The sequence below is a fragment of the Mycobacterium sp. pUA109 genome (genome assembly GCF_041287095.1).
Classification (GTDB): domain Bacteria; phylum Actinomycetota; class Actinomycetes; order Mycobacteriales; family Mycobacteriaceae; genus Mycobacterium.
Window position 1 is genome coordinate 17,615 of sequence record NZ_JBGGKS010000036.1, and the last position, 20,001, is coordinate 37,615.

General features: G+C 68.8%; 21 protein-coding genes. 2 read left to right on the forward strand and 19 right to left on the reverse strand.

Going from position 1 to position 20,001, the window contains the following annotated elements; all coding sequences use genetic code 11:
- From nuoH to ACAG26_RS26820, 9 genes are all read right to left on the reverse strand, one after another.
- On the reverse strand, positions 1 to 1,239 hold the full coding sequence (gene nuoH / locus ACAG26_RS26780) for an NADH-quinone oxidoreductase subunit NuoH (protein WP_370486112.1): 1,239 nt from the start codon (positions 1,237 to 1,239) through the stop codon (positions 1 to 3).
- A complete protein-coding gene (locus ACAG26_RS26785; protein ID WP_370486113.1) occupies positions 1,236 to 3,635 on the reverse strand; it encodes an NADH-quinone oxidoreductase subunit G in 2,400 nt (799 codons plus the stop codon). The genes nuoH and ACAG26_RS26785 overlap by 4 nt, the downstream gene beginning before the upstream one ends.
- On the reverse strand, positions 3,632 to 4,972 hold the full coding sequence (nuoF, locus tag ACAG26_RS26790; protein ID WP_370486114.1) for an NADH-quinone oxidoreductase subunit NuoF: 1,341 nt from the start codon (positions 4,970 to 4,972) through the stop codon (positions 3,632 to 3,634). The genes ACAG26_RS26785 and nuoF overlap by 4 nt, the downstream gene beginning before the upstream one ends.
- Positions 4,969 to 5,772, reverse strand: a complete 804-nt coding sequence (nuoE, locus tag ACAG26_RS26795) for an NADH-quinone oxidoreductase subunit NuoE (RefSeq protein WP_370486115.1) — start codon at positions 5,770 to 5,772, stop codon at positions 4,969 to 4,971. Before nuoE ends, nuoF begins: the two co-directional genes overlap by 4 nt.
- A complete protein-coding gene (gene nuoD, locus ACAG26_RS26800; RefSeq protein ID WP_370486116.1) occupies positions 5,769 to 7,067 on the reverse strand; it encodes an NADH dehydrogenase (quinone) subunit D in 1,299 nt (432 codons plus the stop codon). Before nuoD ends, nuoE begins: the two co-directional genes overlap by 4 nt.
- On the reverse strand, positions 7,067 to 7,699 hold the full coding sequence (locus ACAG26_RS26805; RefSeq protein ID WP_370486117.1) for an NADH-quinone oxidoreductase subunit C: 633 nt from the start codon (positions 7,697 to 7,699) through the stop codon (positions 7,067 to 7,069). Before ACAG26_RS26805 ends, nuoD begins: the two co-directional genes overlap by 1 nt.
- Before the next feature lie 53 nt (positions 7,700 to 7,752).
- Positions 7,753 to 8,307 (reverse strand): NADH-quinone oxidoreductase subunit B family protein, encoded by a 555-nt coding sequence (locus ACAG26_RS26810; protein WP_071029041.1) that lies wholly within the window; start codon positions 8,305 to 8,307, stop codon positions 7,753 to 7,755.
- An 8-nt stretch (positions 8,308 to 8,315) separates the two neighbouring features.
- Positions 8,316 to 8,693: an NADH-quinone oxidoreductase subunit A gene (locus ACAG26_RS26815; protein ID WP_370486118.1), complete on the reverse strand. Its 378-nt coding sequence runs from the start codon at positions 8,691 to 8,693 to the stop codon at positions 8,316 to 8,318.
- A gap of 194 nt (positions 8,694 to 8,887) precedes the next feature.
- Positions 8,888 to 9,343: a hypothetical protein gene (locus tag ACAG26_RS26820; protein ID WP_370486119.1), complete on the reverse strand. Its 456-nt coding sequence runs from the start codon at positions 9,341 to 9,343 to the stop codon at positions 8,888 to 8,890.
- Between the two features lie 37 nt (positions 9,344 to 9,380).
- Here ACAG26_RS26820 and ACAG26_RS26825 point away from each other — a divergent pair, with 37 nt between their 5' ends.
- The gene (locus ACAG26_RS26825) at positions 9,381 to 10,127 is read left to right on the forward strand and encodes a nucleotidyltransferase domain-containing protein (protein WP_370486120.1); all 747 of its coding nucleotides are present in this window, start codon (positions 9,381 to 9,383) and stop codon (positions 10,125 to 10,127) included.
- A 95-nt stretch (positions 10,128 to 10,222) separates the two neighbouring features.
- On the opposite strand, the gene ACAG26_RS26830 is transcribed toward ACAG26_RS26825, so the two are convergent.
- Genes ACAG26_RS26830 through ACAG26_RS26875 form a run of 10 tightly spaced genes read right to left on the reverse strand, consistent with a single transcriptional unit; the run spans position 10,223 to position 18,796 of the window.
- Positions 10,223 to 10,756, reverse strand: a complete 534-nt coding sequence (locus tag ACAG26_RS26830; RefSeq protein ID WP_370486121.1) for a YceI family protein — start codon at positions 10,754 to 10,756, stop codon at positions 10,223 to 10,225.
- A gap of 18 nt (positions 10,757 to 10,774) precedes the next feature.
- Entirely contained in the window at positions 10,775 to 11,191 is a 417-nt protein-coding gene (locus ACAG26_RS26835) for a nuclear transport factor 2 family protein (RefSeq protein WP_370486122.1), read from the reverse strand.
- Between the two features lie 13 nt (positions 11,192 to 11,204).
- Entirely contained in the window at positions 11,205 to 11,552 is a 348-nt protein-coding gene (locus ACAG26_RS26840) for a DUF6285 domain-containing protein (protein WP_370486123.1), read from the reverse strand.
- Positions 11,549 to 12,532, reverse strand: a complete 984-nt coding sequence (locus ACAG26_RS26845) for a phosphotransferase family protein (protein ID WP_370486124.1) — start codon at positions 12,530 to 12,532, stop codon at positions 11,549 to 11,551. Before ACAG26_RS26845 ends, ACAG26_RS26840 begins: the two co-directional genes overlap by 4 nt.
- The gene (locus ACAG26_RS26850) at positions 12,532 to 13,770 is read right to left on the reverse strand and encodes an acyl-CoA dehydrogenase family protein (RefSeq protein WP_370486125.1); all 1,239 of its coding nucleotides are present in this window, start codon (positions 13,768 to 13,770) and stop codon (positions 12,532 to 12,534) included. The genes ACAG26_RS26845 and ACAG26_RS26850 overlap by 1 nt, the downstream gene beginning before the upstream one ends.
- A gap of 18 nt (positions 13,771 to 13,788) precedes the next feature.
- Entirely contained in the window at positions 13,789 to 14,409 is a 621-nt protein-coding gene (locus ACAG26_RS26855; protein ID WP_370486132.1) for a TetR/AcrR family transcriptional regulator, read from the reverse strand.
- Positions 14,399 to 15,319: a hydroxymethylglutaryl-CoA lyase gene (locus ACAG26_RS26860; RefSeq protein ID WP_370486126.1), complete on the reverse strand. Its 921-nt coding sequence runs from the start codon at positions 15,317 to 15,319 to the stop codon at positions 14,399 to 14,401. The genes ACAG26_RS26855 and ACAG26_RS26860 overlap by 11 nt, the downstream gene beginning before the upstream one ends.
- On the reverse strand, positions 15,316 to 16,521 hold the full coding sequence (locus tag ACAG26_RS26865) for a CaiB/BaiF CoA transferase family protein (RefSeq protein WP_370486127.1): 1,206 nt from the start codon (positions 16,519 to 16,521) through the stop codon (positions 15,316 to 15,318). The genes ACAG26_RS26860 and ACAG26_RS26865 overlap by 4 nt, the downstream gene beginning before the upstream one ends.
- Positions 16,518 to 17,705, reverse strand: a complete 1,188-nt coding sequence (locus tag ACAG26_RS26870) for an alpha/beta hydrolase family protein (RefSeq protein WP_370486128.1) — start codon at positions 17,703 to 17,705, stop codon at positions 16,518 to 16,520. The genes ACAG26_RS26865 and ACAG26_RS26870 overlap by 4 nt, the downstream gene beginning before the upstream one ends.
- A complete protein-coding gene (locus tag ACAG26_RS26875; RefSeq protein WP_370486129.1) occupies positions 17,702 to 18,796 on the reverse strand; it encodes a homogentisate 1,2-dioxygenase in 1,095 nt (364 codons plus the stop codon). The genes ACAG26_RS26870 and ACAG26_RS26875 overlap by 4 nt, the downstream gene beginning before the upstream one ends.
- A 169-nt stretch (positions 18,797 to 18,965) precedes the next feature.
- On the opposite strand from ACAG26_RS26875, the gene ACAG26_RS26880 reads away from it, so the two are divergent.
- A complete protein-coding gene (locus tag ACAG26_RS26880; RefSeq protein WP_370486130.1) occupies positions 18,966 to 19,886 on the forward strand; it encodes an oxygenase MpaB family protein in 921 nt (306 codons plus the stop codon).
- The last annotated feature ends 115 nt before the right edge of the window (positions 19,887 to 20,001 follow it).

Below are 20,001 nucleotides of genomic sequence, written 5' to 3' on the forward strand. Positions count from 1 at the left end.
TTAGCCACGGCTCTCCTCCTTGCTGACGCCGACCGGGCTGCGGTGCGGCAGCGGCGGCGTCGGGAACGTCCCGGTCGACTCCGCGTCCCGCGCGGTGACCTCGGTGCGCCGAACCCCCGACGCGTTGAACCGTGTCCGCAGCACCAGCAGCGCGGCCACGGCGATGACGGCACCGGTAATCGCCAGCAGCAGTTGCCAATGCGGGTAGCCCTGGTTGCCGATGCTGTGGATCACCGCGGCGACCATCACCCACACCAGCGCCACCGGGATGAGGATCTTCCAGCCCAGCGCCATGAACTGGTCGTAGCGCAGCCGCGGCAGGGTGGCGCGCAGCCACATGTAGAAGAACATGAAGCCCCACACCTTGCCGACGAACCACAGCAGCGGCCACCAGCCGTGGTTGGCCGCCTCAATCATGTTGAACGGCCAGGGGGCGTGCCAGCCGCCGAGAAACAGCGTGGCGGCCAACGCCGAGACGGTGGTCATGTTGACGTACTCGGCGAGGTAAAACATCGCGAACTTCAGCGACGAATACTCGGTGTGGAAGCCGGCGACCAATTCACCTTCGGCCTCGGGCAGGTCGAACGGCGCCCGGTTGGTCTCACCGACCATGGAGACCAGGTAGACCAGAAACGACGGCAGCAGCAAAAACACGTACCAGATGCGGTCTTGGGCGGCCACGATCCCCGACGTCGACATGGTGCCGGCGTAAAGGAACACCGACGCGAACGCCAATCCCATCGCGATCTCGTAGGAGATCACCTGCGCGGTGGACCGGATGCCGCCCAGCAGCGGATAGGTGGAGCCCGACGACCAGCCGGCCAGGATGATGCCGTACACGCCGATCGATGACATCGCCAGGATGAACAGCACCGCGATCGGCAGGTCGGTCAACTGCAGGGCGGTGCGATGCCCGAACACGCTCACCTCGGGACCGAACGGGATCACCGCGAACGCGGTGATGGCCGGGATCACCGAAATGATCGGCGCCATCACGTAGATCGGATGGTCGACGTCGGCGGGGGTGATGCCCTCCTTGAGGGCCAGCTTGATGCCGTCGACCAAGCTCTGCAGGTAGCCGCGGGGCCCCACCCGGTTGGGGCCCGGCCGCAGCTGCATCCGGCCCAGCACTTTACGTTCGGCGATGATGGCCACCAGCACGGTCAGTACCAGGAACGCGAACACCGCCACCGCCTTGGCGGCCATCAGCCACCAGGTGTCGTTGCCGAAGGAAGTCACCCGCCCGCCCCAATCTGCACCACCGCGCCTGATGTCACCCCGAGCTGCCGGTGCACCGCCGAACCCGGTGAGTTCATCGGCAGCCACACCACCCGGTCCGGCAGCGCGGTGATGCTCAGCGGCAGGCTGATCGCGCCGCGCGACGTACTGACGGTCACCGGATCGCCGTCGGCGGCACCGATTTCGGCGGCGGTGCCCGCCGACAGCCGTACCACCGGGGTGCGTGCGGTCCCAGCCAGGTGGGGTTCGCCGTCCTGCAGCCGGCCGGCGTCCAGCAGCATCCGCCAGCTCGCCAGCACCGCCTCCCCGGCACCCGGCTGCGGGGCCGGCTCCGCGTCGACGGTCGGATCGGCGGCCCGCGGCCCGTCCCAGCCGCCCAACGCGATCAGTTCATCGCGCGCGGCCGCGACGGTGGGCAGGTTCAACGCCACCCCCATCTCGTCGGCCAGCACATCGAGCACCCGCAGGTCCGGCAGCGCACCGGTGTCCCGCAGGGCGGGGTCGAAGCTGCGGGGCCGACCCTCCCAGTCGATGAAGGTGCCGGCTTTCTCCGCGGCCGCCGCGACCGGCAGCACCACGTCGGCGCGTTCGGTGACCGCGCTGTGCCGCAACTCCAGGCTGACCAGGAACCCCACCGCGTCCAGGGCGGCCACTGCGGCCTCGGGATCGGGCAGGTCGTCGGGGTCGACGCCACCGACCAGCAGCGCGCCCAGCGTGCCGTCGGTGGCGGCGGCCAACATGGCGGCGCCATCACGCCCGGGGGTGGTGGGCAGTGCGTCGACCCCCCACAGCTCGCCGACCTGCGCGCGGGCGGCGGCGTCGGTCAGCGGCCGGCCGCCGGGCAGCAGCCCGGCCAGCGCACCGGCGTCCAACGCGCCGCGTTCCCCGGCCCGACGCGGCACCCAGGCCAGCCGGGCGCCGGTGGCGTCGGCCAGCCGGGCGGCCGCCGACAGGCCGCCGGGCACCGCCGCCAGCCGTTCCCCGGCCAGGATCACCGCGCCGGGGGAGCGCAACGCAGCGCCGATGTCGCTGCCGGCCAGCTTGTCCAGCGTCGCCGGTTCGGCGCCGGGCACCGTCGCCAGCAGGGTGCCGCCCATCTTGGTCAGGCCGCGGTCGGCGAACGGGCCGACCGCGTAAATGCGGGTGCGGTGCTTGCGGGCCGCCTTGCGCAACCGCAGAAACACGATCGGGGACTCTTCTTCGGGCTCGAACCCGACCAGCAGCACCGCCGGTGCGGTTTCCAGGTCCGCGTAGCGCACGTCGACGCGGCCGGCGACGCGGGCGCCCAGGAACGCGGCCTCCTCCGCCGCGTGCGCCCGGGCCCGGAAGTCGATGTCGTCGGTGCCCAACGCGATCCGGGCGAATTTGGCGTAGCCGTAGGCGTCTTCGGCGGTCACCCGGCCCCCGACCAGCACCCCGGTGCGGGCGCCGGACAGACCGCGGGCCGCCAGCGCCAACGCGTTGGGCCACGAGGTGGGCACCAGCGCGCCGTTGCTGTCCCGGACCAGCGGGGTGCCGATCCGGTCGCCGGCGGTGGCGTAGGTGAACGCCCACCGGCCCTTATCGCAGTTCCATTCCTCGTTGACCTGCGGGTCGTCGCCGGCCATGCGGCGCAGCACCTTGCCGCGCCGGTGGTCGGTGCGCTGCGCGCATCCCGACGCGCAGTGCTCGCACGCACTGGGGCTGGAGACCAGGTCGAACGGTCGGGCCCGAAACCGGTAGGAGGCCCCGGTCAATGCGCCCACCGGGCAGATCTGCACGGTGTTGCCGGAGAAGTAGGAGTCAAACGGTTCGTCGGTGTAGATGCCGACCTGCTGCAGCGCACCGCGTTCCAGCAACTCGATGAACGGGTCGCCGGCGATCTCCTTGGAGAAGCGGGTGCAGCGGGCGCACAGGATGCAGCGGTCGCGGTCCAACAGCACCTGCGAGGAGATGTTGATCGGTTTGGGGAAACGGCGTTTGGCGTCGTGGAAACGGGTCTCGGGCCGCCCGTTGGTCATCGCCTGGTTCTGCAGCGGGCATTCGCCGCCCTTGTCGCACACCGGGCAGTCCAGCGGGTGGTTGATCAGCAGCAGCTCCATCACCCCGTGCTGGGCCTTATCGGCGGCTTCCGAGGTGTGCTGGGTGCGCACCACCATGCCGTCGGTCACCGCCACCGTGCACGACGCCATCGGTTTGCGCTGCCCCTCGACCTCGACCATGCATTGCCGGCACGCGCCGACCGGGTCGAGCAGCGGATGGTCACAGAACCGGGGGATTTCGACACCAATCAGTTCGGCGGCGCGAATCACCAACGTGCCCTTGGGCACGGTGACCTCGGTGTCGTCGATGGTCAGCGTCACCATTTCCGGGCGGGCGGTGTCGCCGCCGGTGTGGCCTTCGGCCGTCTGGGTCACGCCGCACCTCCATTCGGTACGAACATGGTTGCGTTGGGGTCGAAGGGGCAGCCGCCCTGTTCGACGTGCGCGACGTACTCGTCGCGGAAATACTTGATCGACGACTGCACCGGCATCGCCGCCCCATCACCCAACGCGCAGAACGACTTTCCGAACAGCACGTCGGCGATATCGAGCAAGGTGTCCAGATCCTCGGCGGTGCCGCGCCCGGTTTCCAGCCGCTCGTAGATCGGCGCCAACCAATAGGTGCCCTCCCGACACGGGGTGCACTTGCCGCAGGATTCGTGCTTGTAGAACTGCGACCACCGCCGCGCGGCGCGCACCACACAGCTGGTGTCGTCGAAGATCTGCAGCGCCTTGGTGCCCAGCATCGACCCGGCCGACGCCATACCCTCGTAGTCCAGCGGGATGTCGAGGTGCTCCTCGGTGAGGATCGGGGTCGACGACCCGCCCGGCGTCCAGAACTTCAGCCGGTGCCCGTCGCGCACCCCACCGGCGTAGTCCAGCAGCTCGCGCAGCGTGATGCCCAGCGGCGCCTCGTACTGGCCGGGCCGGTTCACGTGCCCGGACAACGAATACAGCGTGAAACCCGGTGACTTCTCGCTGCCCATCGACCGGAACCAGTCAACGCCGTACAGGATGATCGGCGGCACGCTGGCGATCGATTCGACGTTGTTGACCACGGTCGGGCAGCCGTACAGGCCGGACACCGCGGGGAACGGGGGCCGCAGCCGCGGCTGGCCGCGCCGGCCCTCCAGCGAGTCGAGCAGCGCGGTCTCTTCCCCGCAGATGTAGGCACCCGCCCCGGCGTGCACCACTACGTCCAGGTCGAAGCCCGAACCGCCGATGTTGCGGCCCAAAAACCCGGCCGCGTACGCCTCGGCCACCGCGGCCTGCAGCCGGCGTAGCACCGGCAGCACTTCGCCGCGCAGATAGATGAAGGCGTGCCGAGCGCGGATGGCGTAGCAGCAGATGGCGATGCCTTCGATCAGGGCATGCGGTGTCGCCAGCAGCAGCGGCATGTCCTTACACGTTCCGGGTTCGGATTCGTCGGCGTTGACGACCAGGTAGTGCGGTTTGGCCCCGGCGTCGGTGTCGTCTTGGGGGATGAACGACCATTTCGTCCCGGTCGAAAAGCCGGCACCGCCGCGCCCCCGCAGCCCGGAGTCCTTGACGGTGGCGATCACCGTGTCGGGGTCCTTGTTGAGCGCCTCCTGCAGGGCCCGGTAACCGTCGTGGCGCTGATAGGTCGCCAGCGTCCACGACTCCGGGTCGTCCCAGTAGCGGCTCAGCACCGGGGTCAGCGGGGTCGCGTGGGTGACTTCGAGCTGGGTCATTGGCCGTCCCCATCGGGCGCCGATATGCCCTGCCGCTGGGCCACCCGCAGGCCGGCCAGGGTCGGCGCCCCCGGCCCGCCCTGACCGGTGTCGGGCCGCTCGTCGGGGAATCCGGCCAGCACCCGTTCGGTGTGGCGGAAGCTGCACAGCGGTGCCCCGCGGGTGGGTGTCACCGACTCCCCGGACCGCAGCGCGTCGACAAGGGCGCGGGCCGATTCGGGTGTCTGGCGGTCGAAGAACTCCCAGTTGACCATGACGACCGGCGCGTAGTCGCAGGCCGCGTTGCATTCGACGTGCTGCAACGTGACGGTGCCGTCGGCGGTGGTGTCATCGTTGCCGATGCCCAGATGCTCGGTGAGCGCCTCGAAGATCGCGTCGCCGCCCATCATCGCGCACAGCGTGTTGGTGCACACCCCGACCAGATACTCGCCGGTCGGGCCGCGCCGGTACATGCTGTAAAACGAGGCCACCGCAGCGACTTCGGCGCCGGTCAACCCGAGTTGCTCGGCGCAGAACGCCAATCCGGCCGGGGTCAGATAGGAATCTTCGGCCTGCACCAGGTGCAGCAGCGACAGGATCGCCGACCGGGCCGCCGGGTTGTTGCCGTCCTCGTCCGCGGGATGGGCCGCGGTGTAGCGGTCGATGATCTGTTGGGCGTCGGCCTCCAGCCGGGCCCGCACCTCCGCGGGATACGACCGGGGCGCATCGGGGCTGCTTTCGAATTGGCCCGGTTCGTCGGGCGGCCGGCCGAGTTGCAGGAAGATCCGCTCGCCGCCGGTGCCGGCGCTGGGTGCCGTCACCGGTCGACCCCACCCATGACCGGATCGATGCTGGCCACCGCGGCGATGACGTCGGCGACCAGGCCGCCTTCGCACATCGCGGCCACCGCCTGCAAATTGGTGAACGACGGGTCGCGGTAGTGCACCCGGTAGGGCCGGGTGCCGCCGTCGGACACCATGTGCACCCCCAACTCGCCGCGCGGTGACTCGACCGGGACGTAGACCTGACCCGCCGGTACCCGGATGCCCTCGGTGACCAGCTTGAAGTGGTGGATCAGCCCCTCCATGGAATGGCCCATGATCTTGGCGATGTGCTCGGGCGAGTTGCCCAGCCCGTCGGGGCCCAGCTTCAGGTCGGCGGGCCAGGCGATCTTGCGGTCGGCCACCCGCGTGGGACCGGGCGTCGCCAGCTTGTCGACGCACTGCTCGATGATCTTCAACGACTCCTTCATCTCCTTGATGCGAATCATGTAGCGGCCGTACGCGTCGCACCCGTCGTCGGTGATCACGTCGAATTCGTAGTCGTCGTAGCCGCAATAGGGTTCGCTGCGGCGCACGTCGTAGGGCAACCCGGTGGCGCGCAGGATCGGGCCGGTGATCCCCAGCGCCATGCAGCCGGTCAAATCCAGATAGCCGATGCCCCGGGTCCGGGCCTTCCAGATGTCGTTTTCGTTGAGCAGGTTGTCGATGTCGCGGAGCCGTCGCGGCATCAACTTCAGGAAGTCGCGCAGCTGGGGGAGGACGTCGTCGGGCAGATCCTGGGCCACCCCGCCGGGACGGATGTACTGGTGGTTCATCCGCAACCCGGTGATCGACTCGAAGATGTTGAGCACCAGTTCGCGTTCCCGAAAACCGAGAAACATCGCGGTCATCGCGCCCAGTTCCATGCCGCCGGTCGCGATCGCGACCAGATGCGACGAGATCCGGTTCAGCTCCATCAGCAGCACCCGGATCACGTTGACCCGCTCCGGGATCTCCTCGGTGATGCCGAGCAGCTTCTCCACACCCAGGCAGTAGGCGGTTTCGTTGAAGAACGGCGACAAGTAGTCCATCCGGGTCACGAATGTCACACCCTGCGCCCAGCTGCGGTATTCTAGGTTCTTCTCAATGCCGGTGTGCAGGAAGCCGATTCCGCATCGCGCTTCGGTGACCGTTTCGCCCTCGATCTCGAGTATCAGCCGCAGTACCCCGTGGGTGGACGGGTGCTGGGGGCCCATGTTGACCACGATGCGTTCGCTCGGGTCGGCGGTGCGGGCCGCTTCGACGATCTGCTCCCAGTCCTGCCCGCCGGCCATCAAGACGGTGGATTCGCTCATCAGTTGTAGGCCCTCCGCTGGTCGGGCGGCGGGATCTGCGCGCCCTTGTACTGGACGGGGATGCCACCGAGCGGGTAATCCTTGCGCTGCGGGTGCCCCTGCCAGTCGTCGGGCATCTCGATGCGGGTCAATGACGGGTGGCCGTCGAAGATGATCCCGAAGAAGTCGTAGGTCTCACGTTCGTGCCAGTCGGTGGTGGGGTAGATGGAAAACAGCGACGGGATGTGCGGATCGGCGTCGGGCGCGGCGACTTCCAGTCGGATACGGCGGTTATGGGTGATCGACTTGAGCGGGTAGACCGCGTGCAGTTCCCGGCCCTGGTCCTCGGGGTAGTGGACCCCGCTGACCCCCACGCACAGTTCAAAGCGCAGCTCCGGTGTGTCACGCAGTTGTTGGGCGACCCGCGGCAGCTGGTCGCGGCGCACGTGCAGGGTCAGCTCATCGCGGAACACCACGACTTTTTCGACGGCGTCGGCGAATTCGACGTCGACCGCGCTCAAGGCTGCGGCCAGCTGGTCGACCACCGCGTCGAAGTATCCGCCGTACGGACGTGGGCTGTCGCCGGGGAGGGCGACCTCGCGGACCAGCCGCCCGTAGCCGGAGGTGTCACCGGTGCCGGACACGCCGAACATGCCACGGCGAACCTCGATCCTTTCATTGTCTCCAGGGCGGTTGCCGGCCGGTGTCACCGCAGCAGGCCCGTCATCTCGATCGTGGGCCGGGCGGCCAGGGCCGCCTCTTCGGCCGCGGCGACGGCCTGTTCCCGGTTGACCCCCAGCGGCATCTGCTGAATCTTCTCGTGCAGCTTCAGGATTGCGTAGAGCAGCATCTCCGGCCGGGGCGGGCATCCGGGCAGGTAGATGTCGACCGGGACCACGTGGTCCACGCCCTGCACGATCGCGTAGTTGTTGAACATGCCGCCCGAGGATGCGCACACGCCCATGGCCAGAACCCATTTCGGCTCCGCCATCTGGTCGTAGATCTGGCGTAGCACCGGCGCCATCTTCTGCGAGACCCGACCGGCCACGATCATCAGATCGGCTTGCCGCGGTGTCGCCGAGAACCGCTCCATCCCGAACCGGGCGATGTCAAACCGTGGGGCGGCGGTGGACATCATCTCGATCGCGCAGCACGCCAACCCGAACGTCGCCGGCCACAGCGAGCCTTTGCGGACGTAGCCGGCGACCTTCTCCAGGGTGGACAGCAGGATTCCGCCGGGCAGTTGTTCTTCCAGGCCCACTGCTTACCTCAATCCCAGCTCAGGCCGCCGCGCCGCCACACGTAGGCGTAGGCGACGAAGACGGTCAGGACGAACAACCCCATCTCGACCAGCGCAAACAGCCCCAGCGCGTCGTAGCTGACCGCCCACGGATACAAGAACACGATTTCGATGTCGAAGACGATGAACAGCATCGCGGTCAGGTAGTACTTGACCGGGAACCGCTGGCCGGGGGCGGCGTGCGGACCGCTGACCGGCTGATCGATGGGTTCGATCCCGCATTCGTAGGCCTCCAGCTTGGCCCGGTTGTACCGGGACGGGCCGACGACTGCGGCTACGGCCACCGAGAACACCGCAAACGCGGCCGCGATCCCGCCGAGCACCAGAATGGGCAGGTAAAGATTCATCTCGTGGCGTCGCTCTCTCGTGGGCTATCGATGTGAGCTCCCCCACAGCCTAGCGATCATTCGGCGGGCTTTGCCACATTTTCGTTAGGATCGTGGCGACGATTAACGGCGACCGGGTCTGCCACGAAGAACCAACGGCGACACGGCAATTCGTGCTTTCGCGCGGGTTTTGCGCGCCGGTTGTGCTAGTGCGGTCAGCGTGCCGGAGTGCGCAGCAGCCCGAGCACCGCCTGGCCCAGCCGGATCGGATCCACCGGGTGCGGCACCGCGGCGTCGGCGCGCGACCAGCTGGCCAGCCAGGCGTCGTCCGCGCGGCCGGTCAGCACCAGGATCGGCGGGCAGGTCGCGACCTCGTCTTTGAGCTGCTTGGCGATGCCCAGCCCGCCGGTCGGGGTCGCCTCACCGTCCAGAATGGCCAGGTCGACGCCGCCGGCGTCCAGCTGCCGGATCACCATCGGTGCGGTGGCGACTTCGGCGTAGCTCAGCGGCGGCAGATCCGGGTGCAACTGGTTGCCCAGCGCCTCGATCACCTGGCGGCGGGTGATGACGTTGTCGCTGTACACAAGAATTCGCAGCGAATCGGTGGCGTCGGGCACGCTGCCGATGCTAACGCGCACGCCGTGGCCGCGAGGGGGAAGCGGGCGGGACATCCCGCGAAAAATCTCGCCCGGGATGCACACTCGACGGATGGAGTCTGACCCGGTCTTCCTGGATGCGGTCGCCGACCGGCTGGCGGACCTGCCCGCCGTGCACGCCGTCACCCTGGGCGGGTCACGCGCGGAGGGCACCGCCACCGCGGACAGCGACTGGGACCTGGCCGTGTACTACCGGGGCGGTTTCGATCCGGCCGCGCTGCGCGCGCTGGGCTGGCGCGGCGAGGTGTCCGACCTGGGGGCCTGGGGCGGCGGGGTGTTCAACGGCGGCGCGTGGCTGGTGATCGACGGCCGGCCCGTCGACGTGCACTACCGCGACCTGGACGTCGTGGAACACGAACTGGCCGAAGCGCAGCAGGGCCGGTTTCACTGGGAGCCGCTGATGTTCCACCTGGCTGGTATCCCCAGCTATCTGGTGGTCGCCGAACTCGCCGTCAACCGGGTGTTGCGCGGCAAGCTGCCGCACCCCGAATACCCCGAGGCGCTGCGCCAGAACGCGCCACCGGTGTGGCGTAACCGGGCGGCGCTGATCCTACGCTACGCCAAGGACAACTACGCCAAGCGCGGACAGGCCACCGAAGTCGCGGGCGCCGTGGCGACCGCCGCGATGGCGACCGCGCACGCGGTGCTGGCGGCGCGCGGCGAGTGGGTCACCAACGAGAAGCGGTTGTTGCAGCGGGCTGGGTTGCGCGCGCTGGACCCCATCATCGCCGGGCTGCGGCCCGACCCCGCGGTGCTGGCCGAGCGCATCGCGGCGGCCGAGACGCTGTTGGGTTTTTAGGGCGCCCGCTTCCCCCCGCGAGTGTGAATCAGGTGACGCGACACGCCGCGGCGGCGTCGCCCGATTCACTGTCGGTGTGGGCGTCGCGTGGGCTCTTAGGGCGCCCGCTCGAACACGGCCTCGGCGGCCACCGTGGTCGTTTTGCCGACCACGCCGAATTTGTTCCAGTCCAGGCCGAACCGGGCCCGCTCGACCTTGGTGCTGGTGGAGACCCGAACCGAGCCGTCGTCGAGGGTGACCACCGTGACCGGCAGCGGAAGTTCGTGGGTGGCGTCTTTGATCGCGACACGGGCTGCCAGCTCGGCGGCGTTGCCGGGCCCGGGTTCGACGCCGGTGACCACGACGCTGATCTCGGGGAACCGCTCGACGTCGAAGAAATCGGCCGAGCGCAGGTGTTCGTCGCGTTTGCGGATGCCGGTGCGCAGCGATGCGACCTGGATGTCGATGCGGCCGAACACCGCGCCTTTACCGGTGATTTGGGCGTCGCCGCTGACCTCGTTGAACCGGCCTTTGACGTTCCACAGGCCCCACATCGTGCGGGTACTGAAGGTGAATGCCGAGCGATCCGGAACCAGGTTCCACACCCCGGCGGTGTCCGGGTCGTTGAGCAGCGTCTCCAGCGTCGTCATCTGCACCCTCCCGTGTATCTATTTGAGCAGCGGAGCAAGTTCGGCGGGGTCGAAATACTCGTCAATGCGACTGATCAGGTAGTTTGCCCTAAATTTGGCGACGAGGCAGATCCGCAGGGCCAGCGGTTCGCCGGTGCTGGCGCGGGTGGCGTGCAGGATGTGCTGCTGGACGAAGCCGCCGACAAAACCGTCCGCGCCGTCACTGCCGAAGACCTGCCGGTCGAAGATCTCGTAGCGCCGGTCGGTGGTCCGGTTGATGAACCAGGCCAGCACCCGCAGGGCGTGTTCTTTGTCGTCGTCACCGCTGGCACCGCTGCGCCACACCGCCACGTCCCGGTCGAAGACCTCGCTGAGGATCCCCAGGTCACTTTGCTCGATCGCGGTGAATAGGTGGTCGGCGACGTCGATGATGGCCTCCGCGTTGACGGTGGACATGGACCGCTTCCTCCTATTCGGTGTCGTAGCCAGGATGGGCCACCGCTAACCGCTGCCGCACCAGGCTGCGCAGACAGGCGGTGACGGCGTCGGCGCGATCGTCGAGGTCGCCGGACCGGATGGCGGCGGCCAGGGCGGCCTCATCGGCGAAGCCCAGGTCGGCCAGCGCGGCGCGGGCCGGGCAGTGCTCGGGCTCCACCAGCTCCCGTTCCACGATGCGCAGCGCGTTGGCGGCCACCCGCGCGTGGAAGTTGACCTGTCCGCTGGTCGCGTGGCGGACATCGGTCTCCAGGAACTCGGCGGCCGCCGCCACCAACTCGGCCGCGGTCGGCCGGCCGTGCACCCACGGTTGACCGGTCATCTCGGGCCGCCTTCCTCCAGCAGCTGCAGCAGGTCCCATTCGGTCTCGCAGACCCGGCGACCGATCGTCGCCAACTCCACCGACCGGGTCTGCCCGCTCAGGTGGCGCTCGGCCTGGTAGCGGCAGATGACCCCCCAGCGCAACGTGGCCAGCACCAGCCACCAGTGAAACACCGACCGGTCGACGGTGATCGCGCTGGCCTGCTCGTAGGCGGCCAGGAAGTCCTCGACGCTGCCCAGCCCGCCGGCCCCACGGTCGGCCGGCGCGCCGAACCGCCAGGCCCGGATGCAGAACCAGGCCAGGTCCTCGTGGGGGTCGCCCTCATGCACCAGTTCCCAGTCCAGCACCGCCGCCAGGTCGCACCCGTCGATGATGAGGTTGCCCATCCGGTAGTCGCCGTGCACCAGGCGCGGCGGCGACGGCGGCGGGCGGTGCGCGGCCAGCCAGCGAAACGCCCATTCGAAGGTCGCGGTGGTGTCGCCCATCGCGTCGAGGCGGTCTCGCCAGGCGTCGAGCTGATCCTCCACCTGCAGACCGGCGCAGGCCTCCGCGCGGTGGATCGCGGCGAGCGCCTGCGCGCACTGCCGTAGCAGCTCGGCCCGGCCGACGTCCCCGTCGGCGCCGTCGAGGTGGCGGAAGATGCGCCGGACGATGGTTTCGCCGCCGATCGCATCGCAGATTAAAAACGGGTTGCCCAGCGCGGCGGTGGAATTGTCGGCGACCAGGATGTGCGGGACCGGCGCCCCGGCCGCCGCGGCGACGCCCTGGGCGCGCGCTTCCAGCTCCATGCTGGCGTGGACGTCATCGGGCGGACCGGTGCGCAGGATCAGCGCCCGCCGGTCGTGGTCGGTGACCGCGTCGAACGCCCATGTGGTGCGGCTCGCGCCACCGGTCAACGCGCGTAGGTCGGCGATCGTCACCGGCCCGAGGGTCGGCGCGAGCACCGCGGGAAGCCGGGCGGACAACGCGTCGGGCGTCATCACCGCTTGTCGAACCCGAACAGTCGCTGCGCGACCCGGCGAATCTGGATCTCCTCGGCGCCCTCGGTGATCCGGTAGCGGCGGTGGTGGCGGTAGATGTGTTCGAACGGCTCGTGGCGGCTGTAGCCCAGGCCGCCGAAGATCTGCATGGCCCGGTCCGCGGCGTCGCAGACCAACCGGTTGGCACGGTAGTTGGCCATCGACACCTTGTCGGAGACCTCCAGGTGGTGGTCGCGGTCCAGGTGCCAGGCCGCGTAATACACCAGCAGCCGCACCATCTGGGCCTCGGTCTGCAGCTCGGCCAGCGGCCACTGCACGGCCTGGTTGATCGACAGCGGCTTGCCGAAGACGTTGCGTTCGGTTGCGTACTTGGCGGCGCGGTTGATGCAGTATTGGGCGGCGCCCAGGCTGGACGCTGCTTGCCGAATCCGGTTCTCGTGCAGGAACGTCTGGGCCACCTCCAGGCCGCGGTCCACCTCACCGAGCACCGCGTCGGCGGGTACCCGGACGTCGTTGAGTTCGACTTCGCCGTGGTCGCTGGGCATGTTGAACGTCCACCAGTAGTACGGGACGTGGAAACCCGGCGTGTCGGTGGGCACCAGGAACGCGGTGATGCCCCGCGCGGATCCGGGGTCCCCCGAGGTGCGGGCGAAGATCAGATCGTGGGTGGCGCGGTGCACCCCGGTGTTGAACCGTTTGGACCCGTTGATCACCCAGCCGTCACCGTCGGCTTCGGCGTGGGTTTCCAGCCAGGTCGCGTCGGACCCGTGCCCGGGTTCGGTCAGGCCGAACGCCATCGAGCGCTCCCCGGTGATCAACGCCTCCGACCACACCCGGCGCTGCGCGTGGGTGCCGAAGTGCTCCATCATGATCACTTGCGGGAAATTCCCGACGATCGACGACTCATTCTGCAGGTCGTTGTGTAAACCGAGGCCCTTGGCAGCCAGGTGTTCGCGGATCACGGCCATGTCGAGGTTGGTGCCGTCGCGGCCACCCAACGAGGACGGCAACCCGTAACGCAGCCAGCCGGCCTTGTCGGCCCGCCGGCGCATCTCGGCAAGCAGGTCCTCCCACTCCCGGGCGGGGATGCCGTCGTTATCCCAGTCGGTGCGGGCATGTTCTCGACGGTGATCGAAGTACTGCATGTTCTCGGCCTGCAGCGGTGCGATCTCGCGTTCGATGAATGCGTCCATCTCGGCGAGCAGCTGCGGAAGGTGATCGGGCAAAGTGAAATCCACGCTGATTTCCTTTCTGGGCTAGAAGCCGTACAGGGTTTTTTTCCAGATCGTTGACAAGGTGGCGACCGCTTCGGCGTCGCTGATCGTCAGCCCCAGGCTAGAGGGGCCGACGACCACGGTGGTGAAGTTCTCGAATAGCAACGCGATCGCCGCCGCGGTGTGCTCGGGATCGAGGTCGCGGCCGTAGCCTTGCTGCTGGGCGTGCCGCACCGAGGCCGCGACCATATCCATGCCAAAACGCCGGAACTCGTTCTGTACCGCGGCGAATCGCTGCTGGGTGGCCGCCAGCTGGGCCACCGCGATCATGATGCCGATGTTCTGCTTGAACATATTCCAGTAGCCGGTGACCACCGAGGTGAAGAACTCGGTGTCCTCCGGTGAGTCCGGGAGCCGCACGCTCAACCCCGATGGCGCGACCACGTCGTGCAGAAACGACTCCGCCAGCGCGGCCAGCAGGTCTTCCTTGTCGGCGAAGTAGCGGTAGAACACCGCGGGGGACTTGCCTGCCGCCGAGGTGATGTCGGCCAAGGTGGCCCCGTGAAACCCGCGCTCGGCGAACAGTTTCCGGGCCGCCTGTTCGATCGCCTGCCGGGTCTGGCGCCCCTTCGAACTGAGCACGCGCTCGGCGTCAGCGGTCATCATCCGCGGCCAGCTTCCGGTCGCCGGCCCGCAGCACGGCGCCGGGAAGGTCGTGTCCGACCACCGCTTTGGCGGTCTCGGCGGCGGCGATGGCGGCCGGCAGGTCGACACTGGTTTCGATGCCGCTGTCCCGCAGCAGGTAGACCAGATCCTCGGTGGCGATATTTCCGGTGGCGCCGGGGGCGAACGGGCAGCCGCCCAGCCCGCCCACCGAGGCGTCCAGGCGGGTGACGCCGGCGCTGACCGCGGCGTAGGCGCTGGCCAGCCCCGCGCCGCGGGTGTTGTGGAAATGGCCGCCCAACGGGATGCCGTCGATGACCGGGCGCAGCGCGGCGATCAGGTCGGTGACCCGGCGCGGCGTGGTGGTGCCGATGGTGTCGGCGATGGACAGCCGATCCACACCGAGTTCGGTTGCCGCCGCGGCGATGTCAATGACCCGCTGCGGCGGGGTGGGCCCCTCGAACGGGCAGTCCCAGGCGGTGGCGATGATGACCTCCACCGACGCGTCGGCTTGGTGGGCGATGCGGGTGATGTCGGCGATCGCGGCGGTTGCCTCCGCGGTGGGCCGGCCCACATTGGTCTGGCTGAAGGTATCGGTGGCGCAGACGACATATTCGATCGACTTCAGGCCGGCCGCGACGGCCCGGCCGGCGCCGCCCGGACTGGCCACCAGCGCGGAGAACGCGATGTCGGGGTAGCGCCACAGCTCGGCGGCCAGCTCGGCGGCATCGGCCAGCGCGGGCACCTTGGTGGGCGACACGAACGAGGTGACTTCGACCTCGCGGACACCGGTGGCGGCGACGGCGGCGAGCAGATCGAGTTTGGCGGCCAGCGGGACCGGCTGCTCGATCTGCAGGCCGTCCCGCAGCGATACCTCCCGGATGGTGACGTGCGGCGGCAGCTCGCTCATAGCACCCCCTCGGCGCGCAGTGTCTCGAGCTGCTCGGCGGTCTTGCCGAGCAGCCCGGCGTAGATCTCGTCGTTGTGTTGGCCGGGTGCCGCCGGCCCGGCGTTGCGGACGCTGCCCGGGGATGCGGACAGCACCGGCACAATCCCGGGACCCTTGATATTGCGGCCGATCCGCTCATCCCAGTGCTCGGCGATCATGCCGCGCGCCCGCAGCTGCGGATCGGCGACCACCTCGGCGACGGTATTGATCGGCCCGGCGATCACTCCGGCGGCGGAGAGGGTTTCGATGATCTCGCCGGGCTCGCGTGCGGCGGCCCAGCCGCCGATGATGGCGTCCAACTCGTCCTGGTTGCGGCCGCGCGCATTATGGGTGGCGAACCGGGGGTCGGTGGCCAGCTCCGGTTGGCCCATCGCCTTGCACAGCCGGCCGAACACGGTGTCTTGGTTGGCGGCGATCACCACCCAGCTGCCGTCGGCGGACTGGTAGATGTTCGACGGGGCGATGCCGTCGAGCCGGGTGCCCGACGGGCCGCGCACCACCCCGCCGACGTCGTAGTCGGGGATGGTGGATTCTTGGATGGCTAAACAGGATTCGGTCAGTGCGGCGTCGACCACCTGACCCTCACCGGTGACGGTGCGTCGATACAGCGCCGCCAGCGCGCCCTGTGCGGCGAACATGCCGGCCAGGCTGTCGCCCAGCGACAGCGCCAGTCGCGGCGGCGGGCCGCCGGGGAAACCGTTCATGTGGCGCAACCCGCTGGCCGCTTCTGCCACCGAGGCGTAGCCGGCCTTGTGCGCGTCCGGGCCGGTCTGCCCGTAACCGGATACCCGCACCAAGATGATGCCCTTGTTGCGTTCGGCGAGCACGTCGTAGCCCAGGTTCCACCGCTCCAGGGTGCCGGGCCGGAAGTTCTCCACGATGATGTCGCAGCGGTCCACCAGCTCCAGGAACAGCTCCCGGCCCGGCGCGGTGCGCAGGTCCAGGGTGATGGCCTTCTTGTTGCGGGCGTGTACGGTCCAGAAGAAATGATGCCCGTCGAGTTCGGCTTGGCCCCAGGTGCGCAACGGATCCGGGGTCGTCGGCAACTCGATTTTGATCACCTCGGCTCCCAGGTCGCCGAGCAGCCGACCGGCGAACGGGCCGGAGATCAGCGTGCCGAGCTCGATGACCCGGATGCCGTCCAGGGCGCCGGCTGGGCTCATGCCAGCGCCTTGGCGAAGTCGTGTCGCACCAGCCAGTCGGTGACGACACCGACCGCCTGGCGCAGGGTGCCGCGCTGCTCGGGGCCGGCGTAGTAGTGGTTGGCGCCGGGGATTTCGTGCATCTCCTTGTCCGGGTGGCCGATCGCCTCGAACAGCCGGCGGGTGTGGCTGGGCGTGCACGCATCGTCGGCCAGGTTGCCGATCACCAGCGCGGGCACCGCGATGTCGCTACCGCAGTCGACCCCGTCGCCGTGGGCGTCGTCGTAGCTCCACTGCGACAGCCAGCTGCGCAGCGTGCAGAACCGGGCCAACCCGACCGGGCTCATGTTCACCACTTGAGGATCACCCAGATAGCAGGTGCCCGGGGTGCGTTCGTTCGGATCGACCGTCGGGTCCAGCCAGCGCGGGTCGGCCATGGTGCCGTGCACGACGAACGCGAACTCGTCGTCGGGACGCCCGGCCGCCTTGAGTTCGGCCAGCTTGTCCTTGACCCAGGCGGTGATCCGGCGGTTGCGGTCGATCTGCGCGGCCCGGTAGCGGTCCAGGAACTCGGGGCTATAGGGCGGCTGGTTGGGGTTGTCCGGGTTGTACAGGTCCAGTTCCGGGTCGCGCTGCGTCGGATCGGACTCGTCGAGGATGGAGGCGTCGAGCCATTCGGTCATGGTGCCGTGCCGGCTGATGTGCGCGGCCAGCAGCATGATCCCGTCGGCCGGAATCAGCCCCAGCTGGGTCAGATCCGGGCCGTCGCCGGACGGGCTGGCCGTCACCGTCGGCTTTTGCGCCTGCTGCTGGTAGAACAGCGACAGCGACCCGCCGCCGCTCCAGCCGGCCAGCACCACCTTGGTGTAGCCCAGCCGGTTCTTGGCGTCCTTGATGCACTCGCCGAGGTCTTGGACCACCTTCTCCATCAGCAGGGCGGAGTCGGTGCCGCGGAACCGGCTGTTGCAGTAGATGACGTGGTGGCCGGCGCGGGCCAGGCCGTTGATCATCGGCAGGTAGGCCCCGCCGCCGATCGGGTGCATGAACACCAGCACGGTGTCGCTCGGGGTGTCCTGGGGTTTGAGCAGGTAGCTTTCCAGCACCACCAGCTCGGCCACCCCGCCATAGACGTCGCGGACGCTCGAATCATTCTGGTAGGCAACCAGATAGGGGATGCGGTCGTAGTCGTGCTTGGTTGTGGTCACGCGTGTTGTCCCAGGTCGTTGGCCAGTATTTCGGGGGAGGGGGTGAGTCGGCGGCGGGTGTCGACGGCGATCACCTGCCAGTCGACTTTCGCGTATTCGTCGAACTTGCGCCGCGCCCGTTCCCGCGCCTTCTCCGGGGCGCCGTGGTGCACCCCCTGCGGCGCGTGGGTGATCAGGCCCGGCGGCATCGGGATGCCGTACAGCGATCCGCCGTGGAAGAACGCGATCTCGTCGTAGTCGACGTTGCGGTGATACCACGGGGTGCGCTCGGTGCCGGGCACCCCCTCGGCCGGCTTGGGTAGAAAGTTCATCACGCACACCCCGGTGGCCTGCATGAACAGGTGCACCGTCGGCGGGAGGTGTACGGAATCGGAGGTGACCACGTTGTAGTCGGCGATGTTGAAGGTGAACGCGAAATTGTCGCCGCGCCAGCCCTCGACGTCGATCGGGTTGTGTTGGTAGGTCAACGTTGTCGGGCCACCGTCGTGGATGAGCCGGACGGGGTACTCGTCGCGGCCGTCGTCCTCGATCGGGGCCGGCTCGGGGATGGTGACCTGGGACGGGTCGAACGGGAAGTGGCGGCCGAGCGCGCCCGGAGGCGGTACCCGGAACTCGTCGGTCGCCTCGATCATCAACAGCGTGGTCTCGGCCGCGGGCAGTTGGCGCCAGGTGGTCGCCTTGGGCAGGTAGATCCAGTCGCCGTCGCGGTAGGACAGCGGGCCGAACTCGGTCTCCAATAGCCCGGACCCGGCGTGCACGAAGCACAGCAGGTCACCGTCGACATAGCGGACGTAGAACGGCATCTCCTGGCTGCGGCGCGACAGCGAGATGCGGCAGTCCGGGTTGGAAAACAGCAACAGCGGCCCGCCGGCGGCGTCGGTGGCATCGCCGGGTTTGAGTTCCGCGGACAGCACGTCGACCGGGCGCAACGGACCGTCGGCACGGTAGGCGGTGGGGTCGTGGCGCCGGTACATATTGGCGGTGCGACCGGTGAACCCGCCGCGGCCCAGTTCGTCGTCCTTGAGGCCGTCGAGGTCGGCGTGCAGCCGTTTGGGCGTGGTGCCTTTCCGCAGGTGGACGAAGGATTCCATGGGCGACTCCCGGTGTCGGCGCGGATCAAACTGAAAGTAACATTACTTTTTCTTTCGGGTGGGGGCAAGGGTGGGTTCTCGGTGCGGCGGAGGGCGCGGTGACCGCCTAGACAACGGGCGTTGTCACCGATAGGGTCGGCGGTGGCGCGCCAGTAATCGCAGGGGAGCGATGGTGATGAACAGTCCGGTCGCGGGCACCAGCACTGCGGGGCAGCTCGGGCCGGAGTCGTTGCTGTGGCGGTGGGCCGGGGATATGCGCATCGCGTTCGAGGGCGGGACCGCGGGGCTACTGCAGACCATGCACCCGGCCATCGGTTATGCGCTGATCGAGCACTCCGACTTCTTCGGCGATCCGGTCGACCGGGTGTTTCGGTCATTGCCCGGCATCCTGGGCACCGTCTACGACGGCCCGCAGGCCGCCGTCACCGGTGCCCGGGTCCGCGATGCCCACCGCGACATCAAGGGCGTCATGCCCGACGGGCGGCGCTATCACGCGCTGAACCCGTCCACCTATTGGTGGGCGCACGCCACCTTTCAGCGGATGGTGGACCGCGTCGCCGACCACTGGGACCGCCACCGGCTCACCGAGGCCGATCGTGATCGGCTCTACCGCGAAGGCTGCGAATGGTATCGCCGGTATGGGCTTGGTGATGCGGTGTTGCCGGCGGACCGCGCCGCGTTTGACGCCGAGACCGACCGGTACTGCCGGGACGTGCTGCAGCCCAATCCGGCGTCGGATTACCTGATCGAGTTCATCCAGCGTCGCGCGATCCCGGACATGAGCACCTCGCCGTTCTTCCCGATCCACCCGCTGCTCAAACCGGCGGCCCACATCCTGTTGCCGACCTGGCCGGTGCGCGCGGCGCTGGCGCCGCCGATGCGGTTGGTGATCTTCGGCGGGCTACCCGCTGCGGTGCGTGCCCGCTTCGAGATCCCCTGGACGCGTGGCGATGAGCGGGCCTACCGGTTCGTGCGTGCCGTCATCCGGGCAGGCTGGCCCGCGGTTCCCGCCGCGTTGAAGTGGCACGGGGCGGCGCGGGCGGGTTGGCTGCGGGAGCGGGGACGGGTGCCGCGGCGGTTTCCCGACTAGTTCATCGGCGAGCGTGCGCCGAAACGGGTTTCGGCCCGGCGTGTCGGCCGGGGACACCTTCGTAAGGGGTTTTTGTCAAGGGGTTGGGGGGCTGTGCCCCGGTCCTCGTCTCTAC

Bases quoted from the DNA above. Each gene is read 5' to 3' on its own strand.
- nuoF (WP_370486114.1), bottom strand. From the start codon at position 4,972: ATGACCCAGCTCGAAGTCACCCACGCGACCCCGCTGACCCCGGTGCTG.
- nuoD (WP_370486116.1), bottom strand. From the start codon at position 7,067: ATGAGCGAATCCACCGTCTTGATGGCCGGCGGGCAGGACTGGGAGCAG.
- ACAG26_RS26805 (WP_370486117.1), bottom strand. From the start codon at position 7,699: ATGTTCGGCGTGTCCGGCACCGGTGACACCTCCGGCTACGGGCGGCTG.
- ACAG26_RS26815 (WP_370486118.1), bottom strand. From the start codon at position 8,693: ATGAATCTTTACCTGCCCATTCTGGTGCTCGGCGGGATCGCGGCCGCG.
- ACAG26_RS26820 (WP_370486119.1), bottom strand. From the start codon at position 9,343: ATGTCCCGCCCGCTTCCCCCTCGCGGCCACGGCGTGCGCGTTAGCATC.
- ACAG26_RS26825 (WP_370486120.1), top strand. From the start codon at position 9,381: ATGGAGTCTGACCCGGTCTTCCTGGATGCGGTCGCCGACCGGCTGGCG.
- ACAG26_RS26830 (WP_370486121.1), bottom strand. From the start codon at position 10,756: ATGACGACGCTGGAGACGCTGCTCAACGACCCGGACACCGCCGGGGTG.
- ACAG26_RS26835 (WP_370486122.1), bottom strand. From the start codon at position 11,191: ATGTCCACCGTCAACGCGGAGGCCATCATCGACGTCGCCGACCACCTA.
- ACAG26_RS26840 (WP_370486123.1), bottom strand. From the start codon at position 11,552: ATGACCGGTCAACCGTGGGTGCACGGCCGGCCGACCGCGGCCGAGTTG.
- ACAG26_RS26845 (WP_370486124.1), bottom strand. From the start codon at position 12,532: ATGACGCCCGACGCGTTGTCCGCCCGGCTTCCCGCGGTGCTCGCGCCG.
- ACAG26_RS26855 (WP_370486132.1), bottom strand. From the start codon at position 14,409: ATGACCGCTGACGCCGAGCGCGTGCTCAGTTCGAAGGGGCGCCAGACC.
- ACAG26_RS26860 (WP_370486126.1), bottom strand. From the start codon at position 15,319: ATGAGCGAGCTGCCGCCGCACGTCACCATCCGGGAGGTATCGCTGCGG.
- ACAG26_RS26865 (WP_370486127.1), bottom strand. From the start codon at position 16,521: ATGAGCCCAGCCGGCGCCCTGGACGGCATCCGGGTCATCGAGCTCGGC.
- ACAG26_RS26875 (WP_370486129.1), bottom strand. From the start codon at position 18,796: ATGGAATCCTTCGTCCACCTGCGGAAAGGCACCACGCCCAAACGGCTG.
- ACAG26_RS26880 (WP_370486130.1), top strand. From the start codon at position 18,966: ATGGTGATGAACAGTCCGGTCGCGGGCACCAGCACTGCGGGGCAGCTC.